Genomic DNA, 15,957 nt, shown 5'->3' with positions numbered 1-15,957 from the left:
TCGGTACGGGCTCCACGGTGGTCCCTCACGCCGCGTGAGGTGCAAGCCCTGGCCCGGACGCCCCGTTCGGGATGTTGTGCCGTACATGTCCGCTTAGGGTGAGCGCGTGGCCTCCGACACCGCGCCGCCGCGGGCGTCCGCGCCCTCCGCGCGGGCGCTCTCCGCGTCGCTCCTGCCCGCGCTCGTGGTGGGCGTCGTCGCGAGCCTGCTCTTCGTGGGGGTGAGCGAGGCCGCCGAGCTGCTCCAGGGCGTGCTGTGGAAGAACCTGCCGGACGCGCTCGGCGTGGGCCGGTACTCGGTGCTGTGGATGCTGGTGATGCTCACCGCGACCGGTGTCGCCGTGGGCCTCGTGGTGTGGAAGGTGCCCGGTCACGCGGGCCCCGATCCGGCCACCCTGGGCCTGGACGCGCCCGTGCTGCCGCCCACGGTACTGCCCGGCCTGCTGCTCGCGGTGGCGCTGATGCTGGCGGGCGGCCCGAGCCTGGGCCCGGAGAACCCGATCATCGCGGTCAACGTGGGGCTGGCGTTCTGGCTGGGCTCGCGGTTCCTGCCGCGGGTGCCGGGGGCGCTGTGGCCGGTGCTGGCGGAGTCGGCGACGATCGGCGCGCTGTTCGGGACGCCGGTGGCGGCGGCCCTGGTGATCTCGGAGGCGCTGGCCGGGCGGCGGACGGCGGGGCCGCTGTGGAGCAACCTGTTCGCGCCGCTGGCCGCGGCGGCGGCGGGCGCGCTGACCACCTCGCTGGTCGCGCACCCCACCTTCGACCTGGGGCTGCCCGGTCTGGCCAGGCCCGGCTGGGCCGATCTGCTCTCCGCGCTGGTGGTCGCCTCGCTTGCGGCGCTCCTCGGCATGCTCGGGGTGGCCGCCTTCCCGTACGCGCACGCCCTCTTCCGGCGGCTGCCGCACCCGATGCTCGCGCTGCCCGCCGGTGGCCTGGTGCTCGGCCTGCTGGCGGCCCTGGGCGGCCATCTGACGCTCTTCAAGGGGCTCTCGGAGATCGGCACGCTGGCCCGCGACCCGGACGGCTGGACGTTCGGCCAGTTCCTGACCATGGCGGTGGTGAAGCTGGCGGCGCTGGTGGTCGCCGCGTCCTGCGGCTTCCGGGGCGGCCGGATCTTCCCCTCGGTCTTCATCGGCGTCGCCCTCGGGATGGCCGCGCACGCGCTGGTGCCCGGGGTGGACCTGTCGGTCGGTGTCGCCGCCGGGGTGCTGGGCATGCTCCTGGCCGTCACCCGGCAGGGCTGGGTGAGCCTCTTCACGGCGGCCGTGCTGGTCGACTCCCCGGCGATCCTCGCCCTGCTCTGCTTCGCCTCGCTGCCCGCCTGGCTGCTGGTCACGGGCAGGCCCCAGATGCAGCTCCACGACGACGGAAGTCCGGTCACCTGATCCGAGGAGGGAACACCCATGGCGCTCCACGAGGGCTCCGCGCAGGACACGAAACCGCTCTCCGTGAACCCGTTCTTCGGGGAGGCGAACCCGGTCGCCGGGATGACCGACGCCCCGCCCAAGCACCGGCTCCCCGACGACCCGATGCCCCCGTCGACGGCGTACCAGCTCGTCCACGACGAGCTGATGCTGGACGGCAACTCGCGGCTCAACCTGGCCACCTTCGTCACCACCTGGATGGAGCCGCAGGCCGGGGTGCTGATGGCGGAGTGCCGCGACAAGAACATGATCGACAAGGACGAGTACCCGCGCACCGCCGAGCTGGAGCGGCGCTGCGTGTCGATGCTCGCCGACCTGTGGAACGCGCCGGACCCGGCCGCCGCGGTGGGCTGTTCCACGACCGGTTCGAGCGAGGCGTGCATGCTCGCCGGGCTGGCCATGAAGCGGCGCTGGGCGCAGCGCAACGCCGACCGCTACCCGGCCCACGACGTGCGGCCCAACCTGGTCATGGGCGTCAACGTGCAGGTCTGCTGGGAGAAGTTCTGCAACTTCTGGGAGGTGGAGGCCCGCACGGTGCCCATGGAGGGCGACCGCTACCACCTGGACCCGCGGGCCGCGGCCGACCTCTGCGACGAGAACACCATCGGGGTCGTGGGCATCCTCGGCTCCACCTTCGACGGCTCCTACGAGCCGATCGCCGATCTGTGCGCGGCCCTCGACGCCCTCCAGGAGCGCACCGGACTGGACGTCCCCGTCCACGTCGACGGCGCCTCGGGCGCGATGATCGCGCCGTTCCTCGACCCCGACCTGGTCTGGGACTTCCGTCTCCCCCGGGTGGCGTCCGTCAACACCTCGGGCCACAAGTACGGCCTGGTCTACCCGGGCGTCGGCTGGGCGCTGTGGCGCGACAAGGACGCGCTCCCGGAGGAGCTGGTCTTCCGCGTCAACTACCTCGGCGGCGACATGCCGACGTTCGCGCTGAACTTCTCGCGCCCCGGCGCGCAGGTCGTCGCGCAGTACTACACGCTGCTGCGGCTGGGCCGCGAGGGGTTCCGCGCGGTCCAGCAGTCCACCCGGGACGTGGCGCGCTCACTCGCCGGGCGCGTCGAGGACCTGGGCGACTTCCGGCTCCTGACCCGCGGCGACGAACTGCCCGTCTTCGCCTTCACCACGGCCGACGGGGTGACCTCCTACGACGTGTTCGACGTCGCCCGGCGGCTGCGGGAGAACGGCTGGCTCGTTCCCGCCTACACGTTCCCGCCGAACCGGGAGGACCTGTCGGTGGTGCGGGTGGTGTGCCGCAACGGCTTCTCGCAGGACCTCGCCGATCTGTTCATCGAGGACCTGAGCCGTCTGCTGCCCGAACTGCGCAGGCAGCCGCATCCGTTGACGCGGGACAAGGACGCGGCCACCGGCTTCCACCACTAGGGTTCAGCGGCCGAGGCCGCCCCGCGCGACGGCGTCGGCGAACAAGGACCAGGCCCCGGCCCCGAAGACGAGGGGGGTGCGGGCGGGGTCCTTGCTGTCCCGGACGGGGACGACGGAGAGGTTGTCGGCGAACTCCAGGCACTGGCCGCCGTCTGAGTTGCTGTGGCTGCTCTTGCGCCAGGCGGCGCCGGTCAGAAAGTCGTCGGAGACTTCGAGGCAGTTGCCGCCGTCCGGATTGCTGTGACTGCTCTTGCGCCAGGCAGCGCCAATCAGGAAGTCGTCGGAGACTTCGAGGCACTGGCCGCCGTCCGGATTGCTGTAGCTGCTCTTGCGCCAGTGAGCGCCTGTCAGCAAGTCATCGGAGACTTCGAGGCACTCGCCGCCGTCCGGATTGCTGTAGCTGCTCTTGCGCCACGTCACATTGTTCAGGTCGATGGCTCGCACGGTACTTCCTCCAACAGCCGCAGGATGAACGACCGCGACTCAGGCGGCTTCAACGCCAGGTCACGCATGGCATCGTACGCACGGTGCAACCGCACAACTGACGTTTGTTCTTCGATCAGTTCGCCTCGATGTGCGTTCTCCGTGTACGCCACCGTAATGCCATCCGTCAGCCGCAGGAACATCACCGCGGTGCCCACCAGACCATTCAGACCGGAACTGTGCGGCAGCACCTGGAGCACAATGCCCGGCTTCTCCGCGATCTCGGCGAGGTACGTCAACTGCTCCCGCCACGCTTCGGCGTCACGCAACGGCGTGCGCAGCACCGCCTCGGCCATGAGCGCGCGGAACGGAGGCGCGTCGTCCCCCTTCAGCAACTCCTTTCGTCCAGTGCGCGCTTCGACCTGCTGGTCCAGCTCCTTGCCGCGATAGCCACCCAGGCTGAGAACCTCGCGCGCATAGGCATCCGTCTGGAGCAAGCCGGGCAGAATGCTCACCCCGAAGTGCCACAAGCAGGTGGCTTCGCTCTCCAGAATCATGTACCGCCGATACTGCTCCTTGAACTGGGTGGGATCACCAATTGCCAGTTCCCACAAGGCCAGCAACAGCCCCGGTGTCCCGTAGTAATGATCGAGAGCCTGCGCGACCTCGGGGCTACCCATCGTCGCCCCGCTCTCCAACTTGCCGAAAAGCGACGGGTCCCAACCCACTACTTCCGACAACTTCTTGAGAGTCAGGCCCCGTTCGGTGCGGAGCAACCGCACCTCTTCGGCGTACCGGTGTCGCGGCTCCTGGCTCCGTCCCGTGATCACCCTTCTCTGTGGCATCGCATCGCACTCCTCCGTGGGCCCGATTTACGCGACAGAGAGTAATGACGGTCAGTCGAGAACGCCCCGGAAAGGCTTGCCCTCTCCCTCGAACGTGTATGCCCCGCCCTCGATCCGGCCGATCAGGCCCCGGGTCCACACCGCGTCGGCGTCCGCCGTGTGGAGCCAGCGGTTCATGATCTCGCCGATGTGGCCGAGCTGTTCGGGCGTGTGGTCGCCGATGTACCGCTCGGTGACGGCGGTGCGCCACTCCCCGATCCGCCGCAGCCGCTCCGTGAGCAGCGCCACCGCGTCCGCGCGCGGGAGGTCCACGAGGAAGCCGAGCGCCGCCGTGGTGACGTCGGCGCCCTGGTCGTAGGCGGCGAGCGCGTCCCGCAGCAGCCGCCGGTACTCCTCGGTGCCCGCGGCGGTGATCTCGTACTCGGTGCGGGGCGGACCGCCCGCCGTCGAGGGGGCGGTCTCGTGCGCGAGCAGCAGGCCCTGCCCGGCCAGGTGCTTCAGCGCGTGGTAGATCGACCCCGGCTTGGCCCGGGACCACTCGTGCGCGCCCCAGTACTCCAGGTCCCCCCTGACCTGGTAGCCGTGGGCCCGCCCGTGCTGGCGGACCGCGCCGAGCACCAGGAGACGGATCGCTGACATGGGGCCAGCGTAGGACCCGGGGAGATCACCCCCACTCCGCACCCCGCTCCAGCGCGACCAGCTCGAACGCGGTCCTCCCGTCGAGCGACTCGCGGATGATGTCGGCGTGGCCCGCGTGCCGGGCCGTCTCGCGGATCAGGTGGAGGCAGAGCCAGCGCACCGAGACCCGGCCGTCCGGCGGGAACCAGGGCTCGGCGGGCAGCGGGAACGTGTCGTCGAGGCTCGGCACCGACCGGACGTGCTCCTCGGTCGCGGCCGCGACCTCCTTCCAGAGCGCGAGCTGCGAGGCGACGCTCTCGCCGTCGACGAGGACGAACGTCTCGTGCCAGTTCGACTCGTCGCGGCGCACGGCGGGCGGTTCGCCCTTGGCGCGCGCCAGCCAGCTCTGCTCGACCTCGACGACGTGCTTGAGCAGCCCGCCGAGCGTCAGCTCGCTCGCGCTCGGGCGGGCCGCCGCCTGGTCGTCGGTCAGGCCGAGCAGGGCCCGCCGGACGCCGCCGCGCTGCTCCTCGATGAAGGAGAGCAGGGCCCCGCGCTCGTCCCCGGGTGCCTCCGCTGCTACGTGGGTGACCATGACCGCCGCCTCTCCTCGGTGCTCCGGACCGGCTCGCGCCGCCCGACACCGACGACCGTACGGGCCGATGAGGACGGATCCTGACCTCATCGGCCCGTGGCGGGGAAGAGGACTCCGGCGGCTAGAAGGGGAAGCCGCTGCGGCCGTGCTGCACCGAGATCCACTTCAGCGTGGTGAAGGCGTCCGCGGTCGTCTCGCCGTTGAGGCGGCCGACGCCGGAACTCTTCTCCCCGCCGAACGGCACCAGCGGCTCGTCGTGCACGGTGCCGTCGTTGACGTGGAACATGCCGGTGTCGATGCGCCTGGCGAAGGCGACCCCGCGCTCGACGTCCCCGGTGTGGACGGCGCCGCTCAGCCCGTAGGGGGTGTCGTTGACGAGGCGGACCGCCTCCTCCTCGCCGTCGAAGGTGATGAGGAAGGCGATCGGTCCGAAGACCTCCTGGCGCAGCAGCGGGGAGTCCGCGGGAAGGCCGGTGAGGACGGACGGCTCGACCAGGTTGTCGGTGGTCGTGCCGCGCACCAGCGCGGTGGCGCCCTGCTCGACGGCCTGCTCGACGACGGCGGAGAGGGCCTCCGCCTGCGAGGAGTTGATGACCGGGCCGATGACGGTCTGCGGATCGCGCGGATCGCCGACCTTGAGGGTGCGCACCTTGGCGACGAACTTCTCGGTGAACGCGTCGGCGACCGACCGGTCCACCAGGACGCGGTTCGCGGCCATGCAGACCTGGCCCTGGTGCACGTACCGGCTGAAGACCGCGGCGTCGACCGCGTAGTCGAGGTCGGCGTCGTCCAGGACGACGATCGCGCTGTTGCCGCCGAGTTCGAGCACGGTCCGCTTGAACCGGGCCGCGCAGACGGTCGCGACGTGCCGGCCGACCGTGTCGGAGCCGGTGAAGGAGATGACCTTGGGGACCGGGTGCTCGATGAAGGCGTCGCCGATCTCCGCGATGTCGGTGATCACGACGTTCAGCAGGCCGCCGGGCAGCCCCGCGTCCTCGAAGATCTTGGCGACCAGCGAACCGCCCGCGATCGGGGTGTTCTGGTGCGGCTTGAGGACCACGCCGTTGCCGAGCGCGAGGGCGGGGGCGACCGACTTGAGGGAGAGCAGGAAGGGGAAGTTGAAGGGGCTGATCACGCCCACGACGCCGACCGGCTCGCGGTAGACGCGGTTCTCCTTGCCGTCGATCGGCGAGGGCAGGATCCTGCCCTCGGGCCGCAGCGCCAGGTGGATCGACTCGCGCAGGAACTCCTTGGCGAGGTGGATCTCGAACCCGGCCTTCACCCGTGTGCCGCCCAGCTCGGCGATGATCACGTCGGTGATCTCCCGCTCGCGCTCCTCGACCAGCCGCAGCGCCTTCTCGAAGACGGCGCGACGCGCGTAGGCGTTGGTGGCGGCCCAGGCGCGCTGCGCGGCGGCGGCCGACCGGTACGCCTCGTCGACCTCGTCGACCGTGGCTATCGTGATCGAGGCGAGCTTCTCACCGTCGTACGGGTTGAAGTCGATGATGTCCCAGGAGCCGGTGCCCTGGCGCCATGCGCCGTCGATGTACTGCTGTGCCAGTTCGGAGAAGTACGGCGACATGTGATCCCTCAATCACTAGCAGACACACGAGATCTGTCGATCTGCGTCACGGTCTGATCACATGTCATCGTACGGGTGGTTCAGGAGAGTTGGAGGAGTCCGCGGAGAAGATCGCGGCTCTCGTCCGGCCCCGGGCTGTCCTGCTGCAGCTCCTTCAGCGCGCTCTCGTACTGGGCCACGTCCTCGGCCTTGTCGAGGTACAGCGCGCTGGAGAGCTGCTCCAGGTAGACGACGTCCGAGAGGTCCGACTCGGGGAAGGACAGCAGCGTGAACGCGCCGCTCTCCCCGGAGTGCCCGCCGAAGCCGAACGGCATGACCTGGAGCCGGATGTTGGGGCGCTCGGAGACATCGATCAGGTGCTGGAGCTGGCCGCGCATCACCTCGCGGTCCCCGTAGGGGCGGCGCAGGGCGGCCTCGTCCAGGACGATGTGGAATTCGGGGGCGTTCTCCGAGAGCAGGTACTTCTGCCGCTCCAGGCGCAGCGCCACCCGCTTCTCGATGTCGGCCGCGCTCTCGCCGCGCATCCCGCGCCGGACCACCGCGCGGGCGTACTCCTCGGTCTGCAGCAGGCCGTGCACGAACTGCACCTCGTAGACGCGGATCAGCGAGGCCGCGCCCTCCAGGCCCACATAGGTGGGGAACCAGCTCGGCAGGACGTCGGAGTAACTGTGCCACCAGCCCGCGACGTTGGCCTCCCGGGCGAGGGCGAGCAGCGAGGTGCGCTCGGCCTCGTCGGTGATCCCGTACAGCGTCAACAGGTCCTCGACGTCACGGGTCTTGAAGCTCACCCGGCCCAACTCCATCCGGCTGATCTTCGATTCGGAGGCGCGGATCGAGTAGCCCGCCGCCTCGCGCGTGATGCCCCGGGCCTCACGCAGCCGCCTGAGTTGCGAGCCGAGCAGCATGCGCCGCACCACCGATCCTGGCTCTCCCGCGCTCACGTTCGCCCGCCTCCCCAACCGTTTCCAGGGGCCGCAGTCTGCCACTAAAACACTTCGAGCAGTACTCGTCCGATTACAGATACGGAAAAGGAACCAAGATTCCGCGCAGGTTTCAAGGAGAGTTGGCAAGGGTCGGACGAAAAGTTGGCGGAAAAAATAGCCTGGAAGCGGTACGGGAGGGTTCATTTCGGTCACGTGCACGTGCATCTGCCCTTGCATCTGCTGTACGCATCCGAAACCATGGTCCCGCGCAACCGCTGTATCGCAACGACCGCGAATTTCCGGGAGTGCCTCGCATGGGGACGAATGGATCGACCATGCTCCAGCCGTTACGGCAGGGCCTTCCGCCGCTCGATCCCGCGGCCGTGTCCGACGCCGCCACCTGCGCCCTTCCCGCTCATTACGAAGCCGTGGGCGAGGCACGGGGGTTCACGCGCACGACACTGGACGGGTGGGGCACGGGCGAACGGACCGACGATGTCTGCCTGGTCGTCTCGGAGTTGGTGACCAACGCCCTGCGGCACGCGCTGCCCTCGGCCGCCCCCGCGCGCTCCGACCACTGCCCGCCCGTGCGGCTGCACCTGCTGCGCTGGGCCGAGCGGCTGGTCTGCGCGGTCCGCGACCCCAGCCGGGAGACCCCGGTGACCCGGGACGCGGAGGACGACTTCTCCGCGGAGTCGGGGCGCGGGCTGTTCCTGGTCGACTCGTTCAGCGACGGCTGGGGCTGGCACCCGCTGGCCGGCTCGCTCGGCGGCAAGGTGGTCTGGGCCCTCTTCCGGCTGCCGATGACGGCTCAGGCCCGCGCCGACTGAGCGGCGCGACCGCCTGACCGGGGCCGATGTCTACGCGCGTCACCGCCCTCCCCCGGGCCACGGGGCCCGCCGGGAGGGCGGTCAGCCGACCAGGTGGTCGAACTCGCCGTCCTTGACGCCCAGCAGCATCGCCTCGATCTCCGCGCGCGTGTAGACGAGCGCGGGGCCGTCGGGGAAGCGGGAGTTGCGCACGGCGACCTCACCGCCGGGCAGCCGGGCGAACTCCACGCACGATCCCTGCGAGTTGCTGTGCCTGCTCTTCTGCCAGGCCACGGGCAGTTCGGCGGCGGCCATGCCGTTGTACACGCCGGACGCGCCTTGAACGTCGTACAGGTCGTACACGTCGTGGTCCACAGGTAGCTCCCCGGTGGTGCAACTGGCTGGTGTGGCCATTGATGCAGTGGTCAACTGACCCGGATCATAACTCTGTTCATGTGCAGATGCGTGAGCAGATGCACGTGCACGCGTAGTGGTCCCACGGTTACAGCTTTGACGCTCCCTTTACCGGAGCTGGTTCCGCGTCTGCCCCCGACCTGCCCGAACATGCTGGACAACGTAGTCACTCAGGTGCACGGCCGGGACGCCGGAAAAGTTCGGCCCGCCGGACACCGGACGGCGGACCGCGCCCCGCGCCGCCCCGTCACCGGCTCGCACAGGGCAGCAGCGCCATCTCCCGGGCGTTCTTGATCGCGCGGGCCAGCAGCCGCTGCTGCCGGGCGGTGACCCGGGTGACGCGGCGGCTGCGGATCTTGCCCCGGTCGGAGAGGAACTTCCGCAGCAGGTCGGTGTCCTTGTAGTCGATGTACTCGACGCGGGCCTGGTGCAGCGGGTTGGGCCGGTTCTTGACGGGCCTGTTCGGGTCGCTCCTGCGGGGCATCAGATCTCCAGAAGGGTGTCGAAGTCGGACGAGAGGCGGCGCCAGGCGTCCCGCCCCGCGGCGTACTCGGTGTCGGTCAGCAGGCAGGACTCCAGCAGGTGTTCGAGCCCGTCGCGGTCGAGCCCAGGGGACGTGAACACCAGGTGCTGGCAGCAGTCGCCGTGCTCGGCGTGCCAGTCCATCGCGGCGGCGGCCCGGCGCACCGGGGGCACCATCTCCCAGGCCGCGTCGGGCAGGGAGGCCAGCCACGGCCCCGCGCTCTCCACGCACAGGGCCCCGCCCGCCGCGTCCCAGTGCAGCAGCGCGTCCGGCTTGTCGGCGAGCCAGAACCGGCCCCGGCTGCGGGCCGCCGCGCAGGTCAGGTCCTCCAGGGCGGCGTACAGGCGCTCCGGGTGGAACGGCCGCCGCCGGTGCCAGACGAAGGTGGCGACCCCGTGCGCGTCGGCCTCGGCGGGCAGCAGCGCGCACGCCGGGTGCTGGGCCGCGGCGGCCGACTCGACGTCGAAACCGGCCAGCGCGGCGAGCGCCAGCCAGGGACCGCCCAGGGGCACCTGCCGTGCGGTGGGGTGCAGTTGGGCCAGCAGCTCGCGGTCCTCGTCGTCCGCCTCCGGGGAGTCGACGACCGCGAGCACCGGGGCGTACTCGAGCTGCCGGGCGAAGGTGTCGGCGACCGTGCGCTGATCGGTCGCGGCGGCGGCCAGACCCCGCTCGGCGAGGTCGTCCCCGTTGCCCAGGTACGGCAGCACGAGGGCCGGGTCGACGGCGGTGATCACCGAGGTGACGGTGAGACCGCCGGCCGCGACCACCTCCGCCATCGCCTTGGGCTCGACCGAGTCCCACAGCTCGACCACGGCCAGCCGGGTCAGCCCCGCCTCGGCGAGCCGCCGCAGCTCCGGGACCAGGTCCTCGCGCAGGGCGCAGCAGGCGCAGTCGTTGACCAGGGGCGCCTCCCCCGCCGTGACGATGCCCTCGGCGTCCCTGACCGTGCGCACGACGGTGCCCGCCGCCGCCGTCGCCAGGTCGTGGTGGAGGACGACGCTGCCGGGCACCTCGGCGAGGAGGGCGGCGACCGTGGCGCGGCGGGCGTCGGCGTGCAGGCCGCCGACGATCGCCACGGAGAGGCTCACGCCCCGCCCCGCTTGCCGTACCTGCGCTCGAAGCGCTCGACGCGACCGGCCGTGTCCAGGACCCGGGCGGTGCCGGTGTAGAAGGGGTGGCTCACGTTCGAGATCTCGACGTCGACCACCGGGTAGGTCTCGCCGTCCTCCCAGACGACCGTCTTCCCCGACGTCATCGTCGAGCGGGTGAGGAAGGCGTGGCCCGCGGCCCGGTCACGGAAGACGACGGGACCGTAGGGCGGATGGATGTCCTTGCGCATGGCGGGGGTTCAGCGCTCCTCTCGGAAGTCGACGTGCCGACCGGCGACCGGGTCGTACTTGCGCAGGACCATCCGGTCGGGGTCGTTGCGGCGGTTCTTGCGGGTCACATAGGTGAAGCCGGTCCCCGCGGTGGACCGCAGCTTGATGACCGGACGGAGTTCGTTGCGTGCCATGCTGGTACCTTACTGAAAATGACATCCATTAGCGACAAGACTTCCGGAGAGGTACGTCACCCATGTCCGCGCACTGCATGCTGACCGGAGCGAAGCCCGGCTTCGGCAACCGGATCTCGCACTCCCACCGGCGCACGTCCCGCCGTTTCGACCCCAACATCCAGTCCAAGCGGTACTGGCTGGCCGGAGAGAACCGGTACGTCCGGCTGCGGCTGAGCGCGCGCGGGATCAAGACCGTCGACACGATCGGCGTCGAGGCGGCCGTGGCCCGCATCCGCGCCCGGGGGGTGCGGGTCTGATGGCGAAGAAGAGCAAGATCGCGAAGAACGAGCGGCGCCAGGAGATCGTCGCCCGGTACGCCGAGCGGCGGGCCGAGCTGAAGGAGATCATCCGCAGGCCGTCGTCCTCGGAGGCGGAACGGCTGTCCGCGCAGCGGGAGTTGGGCCGCCAGCCGCGGGACGCGAGCGCGACCCGGGTGCGCAACCGCGACCAGGTGGACGGGCGCCCGCGCGGCTACTTCCGGCGGTTCGGCCTGTCCCGCGTCTCCCTGCGGGGCCAGGCCCACGCGGGGTTCCTGCCGGGGGTACGCAAGTCGTCCTGGTGACGGACGCCGTCTTGGTGACGGGCGCCGTCCCGGTGCGGGCGCCGTCCCGCTGACGGGGCATCGTCCGGGGCGGGGGCGTCCGGGGCGGGGGCGTCTCCGCGGAGGGGTCGGCCGGGGGTCTCTCCACGGAGGGGCCTCGGCTTCGTTGCCGGGCGTGCGTCGGGGCGTCGGCGGTTGTCGGTCGGCGGTTGTCGGTCGGCGGGCGTGTGTCGGGCCGTTGACCGTTGCCGGTTGGCGGGCGCGCGTCGGTTGTCGGGCGGCCGTTGGCGGTTGGGCGTCGGCGGGCGTCGGCTGCTGTTCTGGTCGCGCCGCCGACGACCAAGGTGGCCGAGGGGGGTGCCTGGTAGCTTGCTGCGGGCGTGTTCAGGCCAACCCGCTACGGCTTTTTTGGGGGCTTCCGGTGACGTGGGCGAATTCGGATGCGACGGGCACGGCTCGGCGGGAGGACGCGGCCGCACGGCGGTCGTGGCACGCAGGGCCGTGGCCCGAGCGGTCGCCGCTCGGGCGGTCGGGGCGGGCGCGGCGCCGGGCGGGGCTGGTGGGCTTCGGCCTCGTGGGCGCGCTCGCGCTGACCTCGTGCGGCGGCGGTGACGACGGCGGGGACGGCGGAGCCTCCGGTTCCGCGTCGAGTCCGGCCGCGACCTCGTCGGCGTCCGGGTCCGGATCCGGGTCCGCGGGGACCGGCGGTGGCACGGGCACCGCCTCCGACGGGCTCCAGGGAAGCTGGCTCGCCACCGCCGACGGCAAGGCCGTGGCCCTGGTGATCACCGGCACGCAGGCCGGGCTGTTCGTCACCGGCGGAACCGTGTGCAGCGGGACCGCGGGCGAGGATTCGGGCACCCGGACGATCCGCCTGACCTGCACGAAGGACGACACCTCGCGGGCGTCCGGGACGGTCGAATCGGTCGACGGGTCGGCGCTGAAGGTGACCTGGTCGGGCGAGCGCGGCACGGAGACGTACACCCGCGCCGAGGGCGGCAGGCTGCCGAGCGGCCTGCCGACGGCGGGGCTGGGGCAGTAGGGCGGGACCTGCGCGGTCGGGACACAGGGCTCGGGCCCGGGGCCCGGGGCTCGGGACACAGGGCTCGGGCCCGGGGCCCGGGGCTCGGGACACAGGACTCGGGCCCGGGGCTCGGGACACAGGGCTCGGGCCCGGGGCTCGCTTCCGGGGTCCGGGAGGGGCGCGCGTGGGCGGGTGCGGGGCGCGTGCCGGAGGGACTTCCCGGGGTTTCTCCGGGGTGGCAACCGGCTCACGGGTTCGTGCGTGATGATCCATGGACACGAGCACCCGTCCCTCCCCGCACCACGCAAGGAACCCTCATGCGCGCCACCCGCCTCACCGTCGCCGCCCTCGCCGCGACGCTCCTGCTCACCGCCTGCGGCTCCGGCGGCTCCGGCGGCTCCGGCGGCTCGGACGACGACGCCAAGAACGAGGCGGGCGGCGCCTGCGCGCTGACCGGCGTCGGCGTCCAGGTCGACGCCGGCGCCGCGCCGAAGGCCGGTGACACCGGCAACGTCACCGTGACGATCACCAACCACGGCGCCGAGTGCACGGTCACCGGCTTCCCCGCCGTCCGCCTGAAGGCGAGCGGCACCACCGCGGACGTGCCCGAGGACAAGGCGGCCACCGCCCAGAAGGTGACGCTCGCCAAGGACGCCACCGCCTCCTTCACCCTCACCTACGTGCGCGGGGCGACGGGCGGCGACAAGAGCCTGGCGGTGCGGACCGGGGAGTTCTCGCTGCCCGGCGCCACCGCGCGGCACAGCTTCCCCTGGTCCTACGGCGACGTCGCGCTCAAGGGCGGGGCGAGCACGCCGGACGCCTCGGTGACGCCGTTCCAGCAGGCCGGCGACTGACCGCCGCCGACCACCACCGCCGGACGGGGCACGCGAGGTGGTCCGCGCGAAGGCGGCCCGCCGGTCAGGACAGGCGGGGGCGGTGGGCGACCTGGGCGTGGTCCGCCGCCTCGGCTCCCTCCGTCCAGCCCGCCTCGTCCGTCACCCCGCGCAGCCGGGTGCTGGTCGTCCGCGGGAACATCCGGTCCGCCGCCGTGCCGACCGCCACCTCGCGCGAGGCGAGCACCGGGAGCAGGTCCTCGCCGACCTGCGTCTCGGCGGCCTTCGTCAACCGGGCGCCCACCCGGTGCGCGTAGGCGGCCAGGAACGACTGCCGGAACGTCTTGGTCCGCCTGCGTCCGCCCGCGCGCTGCGCCGCCTCCGCCTTCGTCATCGCCGTCGTCGCCTGCACCAGCAGCGACGTGAACAGCAGCTCCACGACCTCCAGATCGGCCTCGAACCCGACGACCGTGGAGAATCCGAACGCCTCGTTCCACACGGCCCGGCAGTGGTTGGCGCCCGCCACCGCGTCCAGCAGCACCGCCTTGGCCTGCTCGTAGGGCGGCTCGACGCCGATCCGGCAGGCCCCGGGGGCGTCCGGCGCGGGCGCGTGGGAGGCGAGCAGCGCCTCGTCGACGCTGTGCCGGGCCATCAGCTCCTGCGCCTTCGCGGTCAGCGCCTCCGCCTCCTCGGGGAACCCCGTCGCCTCGGCCTTCACCAGCAGCGCCCGGATGCGGGTGAGCATCCGGGACGCGGGACGCGGCGGTCCGGCGGCCGGGCGCTCGTCCTCCAGGGGTTCGAGCCCCGGCAGGCGCAGCAGCAGGCGGTACAGCTCCAGGACGGCGGTCGCGTGCGAGAAGCGGTCGGTGCGGGGCGGCGGTCCGTCGGGCAGCGCCCGCGTCTGCGCCTGCCAACGCGGGCCGCGGGCACGGTCGTCCGGCGCCTGGTCCCGGATCAGCCGCGCGGCCAGCCGGACATGGACGTCGTCCAGATCGCGCCGGACGATCCGCTCGACGTCGGCGGGCTGCCAGCCGCGCCGCCAGAGCGCCGCCAGGAACTCCCGCCCCCTGCGCGCCAGTTCCGCGTCGGCCGCGGGGTCGGCGGCCAGCACGGAGGCGCCCGTGTCCAGGGCGGGGCCCGCGTCGGCGTAGAGGGCGGCTTCGAAGGCGCGGTCGACGGTCGCGCCGCCGCTGGGCGTGCTGCTCACCCTCCGATCGTGACACGGGGCACTGACAGCGCCGCGCCCACCGCCCTCCTCCCAGATGTCAACGCGAGGTTGACACCCTCCCTCTGTCAACCTACGGTTGACACATGACGACGAATCCGAACGGGGCGTCCTCGGTACGTCTCGACGACCTCATCGAAGCCATCAAGAAGGTGCACGCCGAGCCGCTCGACCAGCTGGAGGACGCGGTGATCGCGGCCGACCACCTGGACGAGGTGGCCGACCATCTGATCGGCCACTTCGTGGACCAGGCGCGGCGATCCGGCGCCTCCTGGACCGACATCGGCCGGAGCATGGGCGTCACCCGGCAGGCCGCGCAGAAGCGGTTCGTGCCCAAGGAGTCCACCGACCTCGACCCCAACCAGGGCTTCAGCCGCTACACCCCGCGCGCCCGCAGCGTGGTGGCGGCGGCCCACACCGCGGCCAAGGCGGCGGGCAACGCGGAGGTCCAGCCCGTGCACCTGGTGCTCGGCCTGGAGTCGCAGCCGGAGGCGATCGCCGCGCGCGTGCTCGTCGACCAGGGCGTCTCCCTGGACGCGCTGCGCGCCGCGGCCACCGCCGCGCTGCCGCCCGCGGCGGAGAGCGTCCCGGCGCTGATCCCCTACAGCTCCGACGCCAAGAAGGCGCTCGAACTCACCTTCCGCGAGGCCCTGCGGATGGGCCACAACTACGTCGGCACCGAGCACGTCCTGCTGGCCCTGCTGGAGTTCGAGCACGGACAGGGCGTCCTCGCCGATCTCGGCGTCACCAAGGAGCCGGTCGAGTCCAGGATCGTCGACCTGCTCGCCGCCTACCTCAAGTCCCGTCAGCGGGACGAGGAGAAGTAGAGGGCGCGGGCGCGGGGACGGGATCTCCGCCCAGGGCGGGGCACGGGGGCGAGGTCGCTGCCCGGGGGCGAGGGCGTCGTGGCCGCTCGGGCGTCCTGGTCGCTCGGGTGTCGTGGCCGCTCACGTGTCGTGGTGGCTCGGGGGCGTTGTCAGTGGGGGCTGCGAGACTCGGGGCATGGCCGAGAGGTGGGCACTCGCACCGGCCGAGGGCGGTGGCGCGGAGGTCGTCCCCCTCGGCCGGGACGGGCTGCCCTCGGGGCCGGTCCGGCGGGAGCCCGACCTCGCGGCGGCCGTGCGGGAGCGGCCCGGGGTCGGCCGCTGGGTGTGGCGGTCCACCGCCGAGGTCTATCCGCGGCTGCTCGCCGCGGGGTGCGCGTGGAGCGCTGCTACGACGTCGAGGACGCCGAG

19 protein-coding genes and 3 pseudogenes are annotated in these 15,957 nt (G+C 72.1%); 9 read left to right on the top strand and 13 right to left on the bottom strand.

All coding sequences use genetic code 11. The features are described from left to right. Positions 1 to 106 precede the first annotated feature (106 nt). Together GA0115242_RS35710 and GA0115242_RS35705 are read left to right on the top strand one after the other, a co-directional pair. Entirely contained in the window at positions 107 to 1,384 is a 1,278-nt protein-coding gene (locus GA0115242_RS35710) for an ion channel protein (protein ID WP_093835811.1), read from the top strand. An 18-nt stretch (positions 1,385 to 1,402) separates the two neighbouring features. After that, the gene (locus GA0115242_RS35705) at positions 1,403 to 2,812 is read left to right on the top strand and encodes a glutamate decarboxylase (RefSeq protein WP_093835810.1); all 1,410 of its coding nucleotides are present in this window, start codon (positions 1,403 to 1,405) and stop codon (positions 2,810 to 2,812) included. Positions 2,813 to 2,815: 3 nt separating this feature from the next. Here GA0115242_RS35705 and GA0115242_RS42645 read toward each other — a convergent pair. The 7 genes and pseudogenes from GA0115242_RS42645 to GA0115242_RS35675 form a co-directional block, all read right to left on the bottom strand. After that, positions 2,816 to 2,986 (bottom strand): annotated as a pseudogene (locus tag GA0115242_RS42645) (DUF397 domain-containing protein); the annotation flags it as partial. 33 nt (positions 2,987 to 3,019) lie between these two features. Beyond that, positions 3,020 to 3,256 (bottom strand): annotated as a pseudogene (locus GA0115242_RS42640) (DUF397 domain-containing protein); the annotation flags it as partial. After that, a complete protein-coding gene (locus GA0115242_RS35695) occupies positions 3,238 to 4,080 on the bottom strand; it encodes a helix-turn-helix domain-containing protein (protein ID WP_093835809.1) in 843 nt (280 codons plus the stop codon). The pseudogene GA0115242_RS42640 and the gene GA0115242_RS35695, both read right to left, overlap by 19 nt. Positions 4,081 to 4,131: 51 nt before the next feature. Continuing rightward, on the bottom strand, positions 4,132 to 4,719 hold the full coding sequence (locus GA0115242_RS35690; RefSeq protein WP_093835808.1) for a PadR family transcriptional regulator: 588 nt from the start codon (positions 4,717 to 4,719) through the stop codon (positions 4,132 to 4,134). A gap of 25 nt (positions 4,720 to 4,744) precedes the next feature. Then, complete coding sequence (locus GA0115242_RS35685; protein WP_093835807.1) at positions 4,745 to 5,293, bottom strand: DinB family protein; 549 nt, start codon at positions 5,291 to 5,293, stop codon at positions 4,745 to 4,747. Between the two features lie 121 nt (positions 5,294 to 5,414). Further along, a complete protein-coding gene (locus GA0115242_RS35680) occupies positions 5,415 to 6,875 on the bottom strand; it encodes an aldehyde dehydrogenase family protein (RefSeq protein WP_093835806.1) in 1,461 nt (486 codons plus the stop codon). Positions 6,876 to 6,955: 80 nt separating this feature from the next. Then, complete coding sequence (locus GA0115242_RS35675; RefSeq protein WP_093835831.1) at positions 6,956 to 7,780, bottom strand: helix-turn-helix domain-containing protein; 825 nt, start codon at positions 7,778 to 7,780, stop codon at positions 6,956 to 6,958. 332 nt (positions 7,781 to 8,112) lie between these two features. Between GA0115242_RS35675 and GA0115242_RS35670 the strand changes: the two genes are divergently transcribed. Further along, positions 8,113 to 8,628 carry an ATP-binding protein gene (locus GA0115242_RS35670; RefSeq protein WP_093835805.1) on the top strand — a complete coding sequence of 172 codons (516 nt, stop codon included), beginning with the start codon at positions 8,113 to 8,115 and terminating at the stop codon, positions 8,626 to 8,628. 81 nt (positions 8,629 to 8,709) lie between these two features. Here the strand turns inward: GA0115242_RS35670 and GA0115242_RS35665 are convergent, their stop codons facing one another. The 5 genes from GA0115242_RS35665 to rpmG all read right to left on the bottom strand — a co-directional run bounded on the left by GA0115242_RS35665 (position 8,710) and on the right by rpmG (position 11,057). Next, complete coding sequence (locus GA0115242_RS35665; protein ID WP_093835804.1) at positions 8,710 to 8,982, bottom strand: DUF397 domain-containing protein; 273 nt, start codon at positions 8,980 to 8,982, stop codon at positions 8,710 to 8,712. Positions 8,983 to 9,268: 286 nt separating this feature from the next. Next, positions 9,269 to 9,505, bottom strand: a complete 237-nt coding sequence (gene rpsR, locus GA0115242_RS35660; protein ID WP_093835803.1) for a 30S ribosomal protein S18 — start codon at positions 9,503 to 9,505, stop codon at positions 9,269 to 9,271. Continuing rightward, a complete protein-coding gene (locus GA0115242_RS35655; protein ID WP_093835802.1) occupies positions 9,505 to 10,632 on the bottom strand; it encodes a CobW family GTP-binding protein in 1,128 nt (375 codons plus the stop codon). The genes rpsR and GA0115242_RS35655 overlap by 1 nt, the downstream gene beginning before the upstream one ends. Continuing rightward, complete coding sequence (locus tag GA0115242_RS35650) at positions 10,629 to 10,883, bottom strand: type B 50S ribosomal protein L31 (protein WP_093835801.1); 255 nt, start codon at positions 10,881 to 10,883, stop codon at positions 10,629 to 10,631. Before GA0115242_RS35650 ends, GA0115242_RS35655 begins: the two co-directional genes overlap by 4 nt. A 9-nt stretch (positions 10,884 to 10,892) precedes the next feature. Further along, positions 10,893 to 11,057 carry a 50S ribosomal protein L33 gene (gene rpmG / locus GA0115242_RS35645; RefSeq protein WP_093835800.1) on the bottom strand — a complete coding sequence of 55 codons (165 nt, stop codon included), beginning with the start codon at positions 11,055 to 11,057 and terminating at the stop codon, positions 10,893 to 10,895. A gap of 62 nt (positions 11,058 to 11,119) precedes the next feature. Here rpmG and rpmB point away from each other — a divergent pair, with 62 nt between their 5' ends. The 4 genes from rpmB (at position 11,120) to GA0115242_RS35625 (ending at position 13,518) form a co-directional block, all read left to right on the top strand. Further along, on the top strand, positions 11,120 to 11,356 hold the full coding sequence (rpmB, locus tag GA0115242_RS35640) for a 50S ribosomal protein L28 (RefSeq protein ID WP_093835799.1): 237 nt from the start codon (positions 11,120 to 11,122) through the stop codon (positions 11,354 to 11,356). Then, positions 11,356 to 11,661, top strand: coding sequence for a 30S ribosomal protein S14 (gene rpsN / locus GA0115242_RS35635; protein ID WP_093835798.1), 306 nt, complete (start codon positions 11,356 to 11,358; stop codon positions 11,659 to 11,661). The genes rpmB and rpsN overlap by 1 nt, the downstream gene beginning before the upstream one ends. Before the next feature lie 538 nt (positions 11,662 to 12,199). Then, positions 12,200 to 12,682, top strand: coding sequence for a hypothetical protein (locus tag GA0115242_RS35630; RefSeq protein ID WP_311638842.1), 483 nt, complete (start codon positions 12,200 to 12,202; stop codon positions 12,680 to 12,682). A gap of 299 nt (positions 12,683 to 12,981) precedes the next feature. Beyond that, complete coding sequence (locus GA0115242_RS35625) at positions 12,982 to 13,518, top strand: DUF4232 domain-containing protein (RefSeq protein ID WP_093835797.1); 537 nt, start codon at positions 12,982 to 12,984, stop codon at positions 13,516 to 13,518. Between the two features lie 64 nt (positions 13,519 to 13,582). On the opposite strand, the gene GA0115242_RS35620 is transcribed toward GA0115242_RS35625, so the two are convergent. Then, positions 13,583 to 14,704: a DUF2786 domain-containing protein gene (locus GA0115242_RS35620; protein WP_093835796.1), complete on the bottom strand. Its 1,122-nt coding sequence runs from the start codon at positions 14,702 to 14,704 to the stop codon at positions 13,583 to 13,585. Positions 14,705 to 14,808: 104 nt separating this feature from the next. Here GA0115242_RS35620 and GA0115242_RS35615 point away from each other — a divergent pair, with 104 nt between their 5' ends. Next, positions 14,809 to 15,549 (top strand): Clp protease N-terminal domain-containing protein, encoded by a 741-nt coding sequence (locus GA0115242_RS35615; RefSeq protein ID WP_093835795.1) that lies wholly within the window; start codon positions 14,809 to 14,811, stop codon positions 15,547 to 15,549. Positions 15,550 to 15,724: 175 nt separating this feature from the next. Then, a pseudogene (locus tag GA0115242_RS35610) lies at positions 15,725 to 15,957 on the top strand (bifunctional 3'-5' exonuclease/DNA polymerase); the annotation flags it as partial.

It is taken from the genome of Streptomyces sp. SolWspMP-5a-2 (assembly GCF_900091845.1).
GTDB lineage: Bacteria > Actinomycetota > Actinomycetes > Streptomycetales > Streptomycetaceae > Streptomyces > Streptomyces doudnae.
The sequence above is the reverse complement of the archived record's forward strand: the minus strand, read 5'-3'. Positions and strand labels throughout refer to the sequence as shown.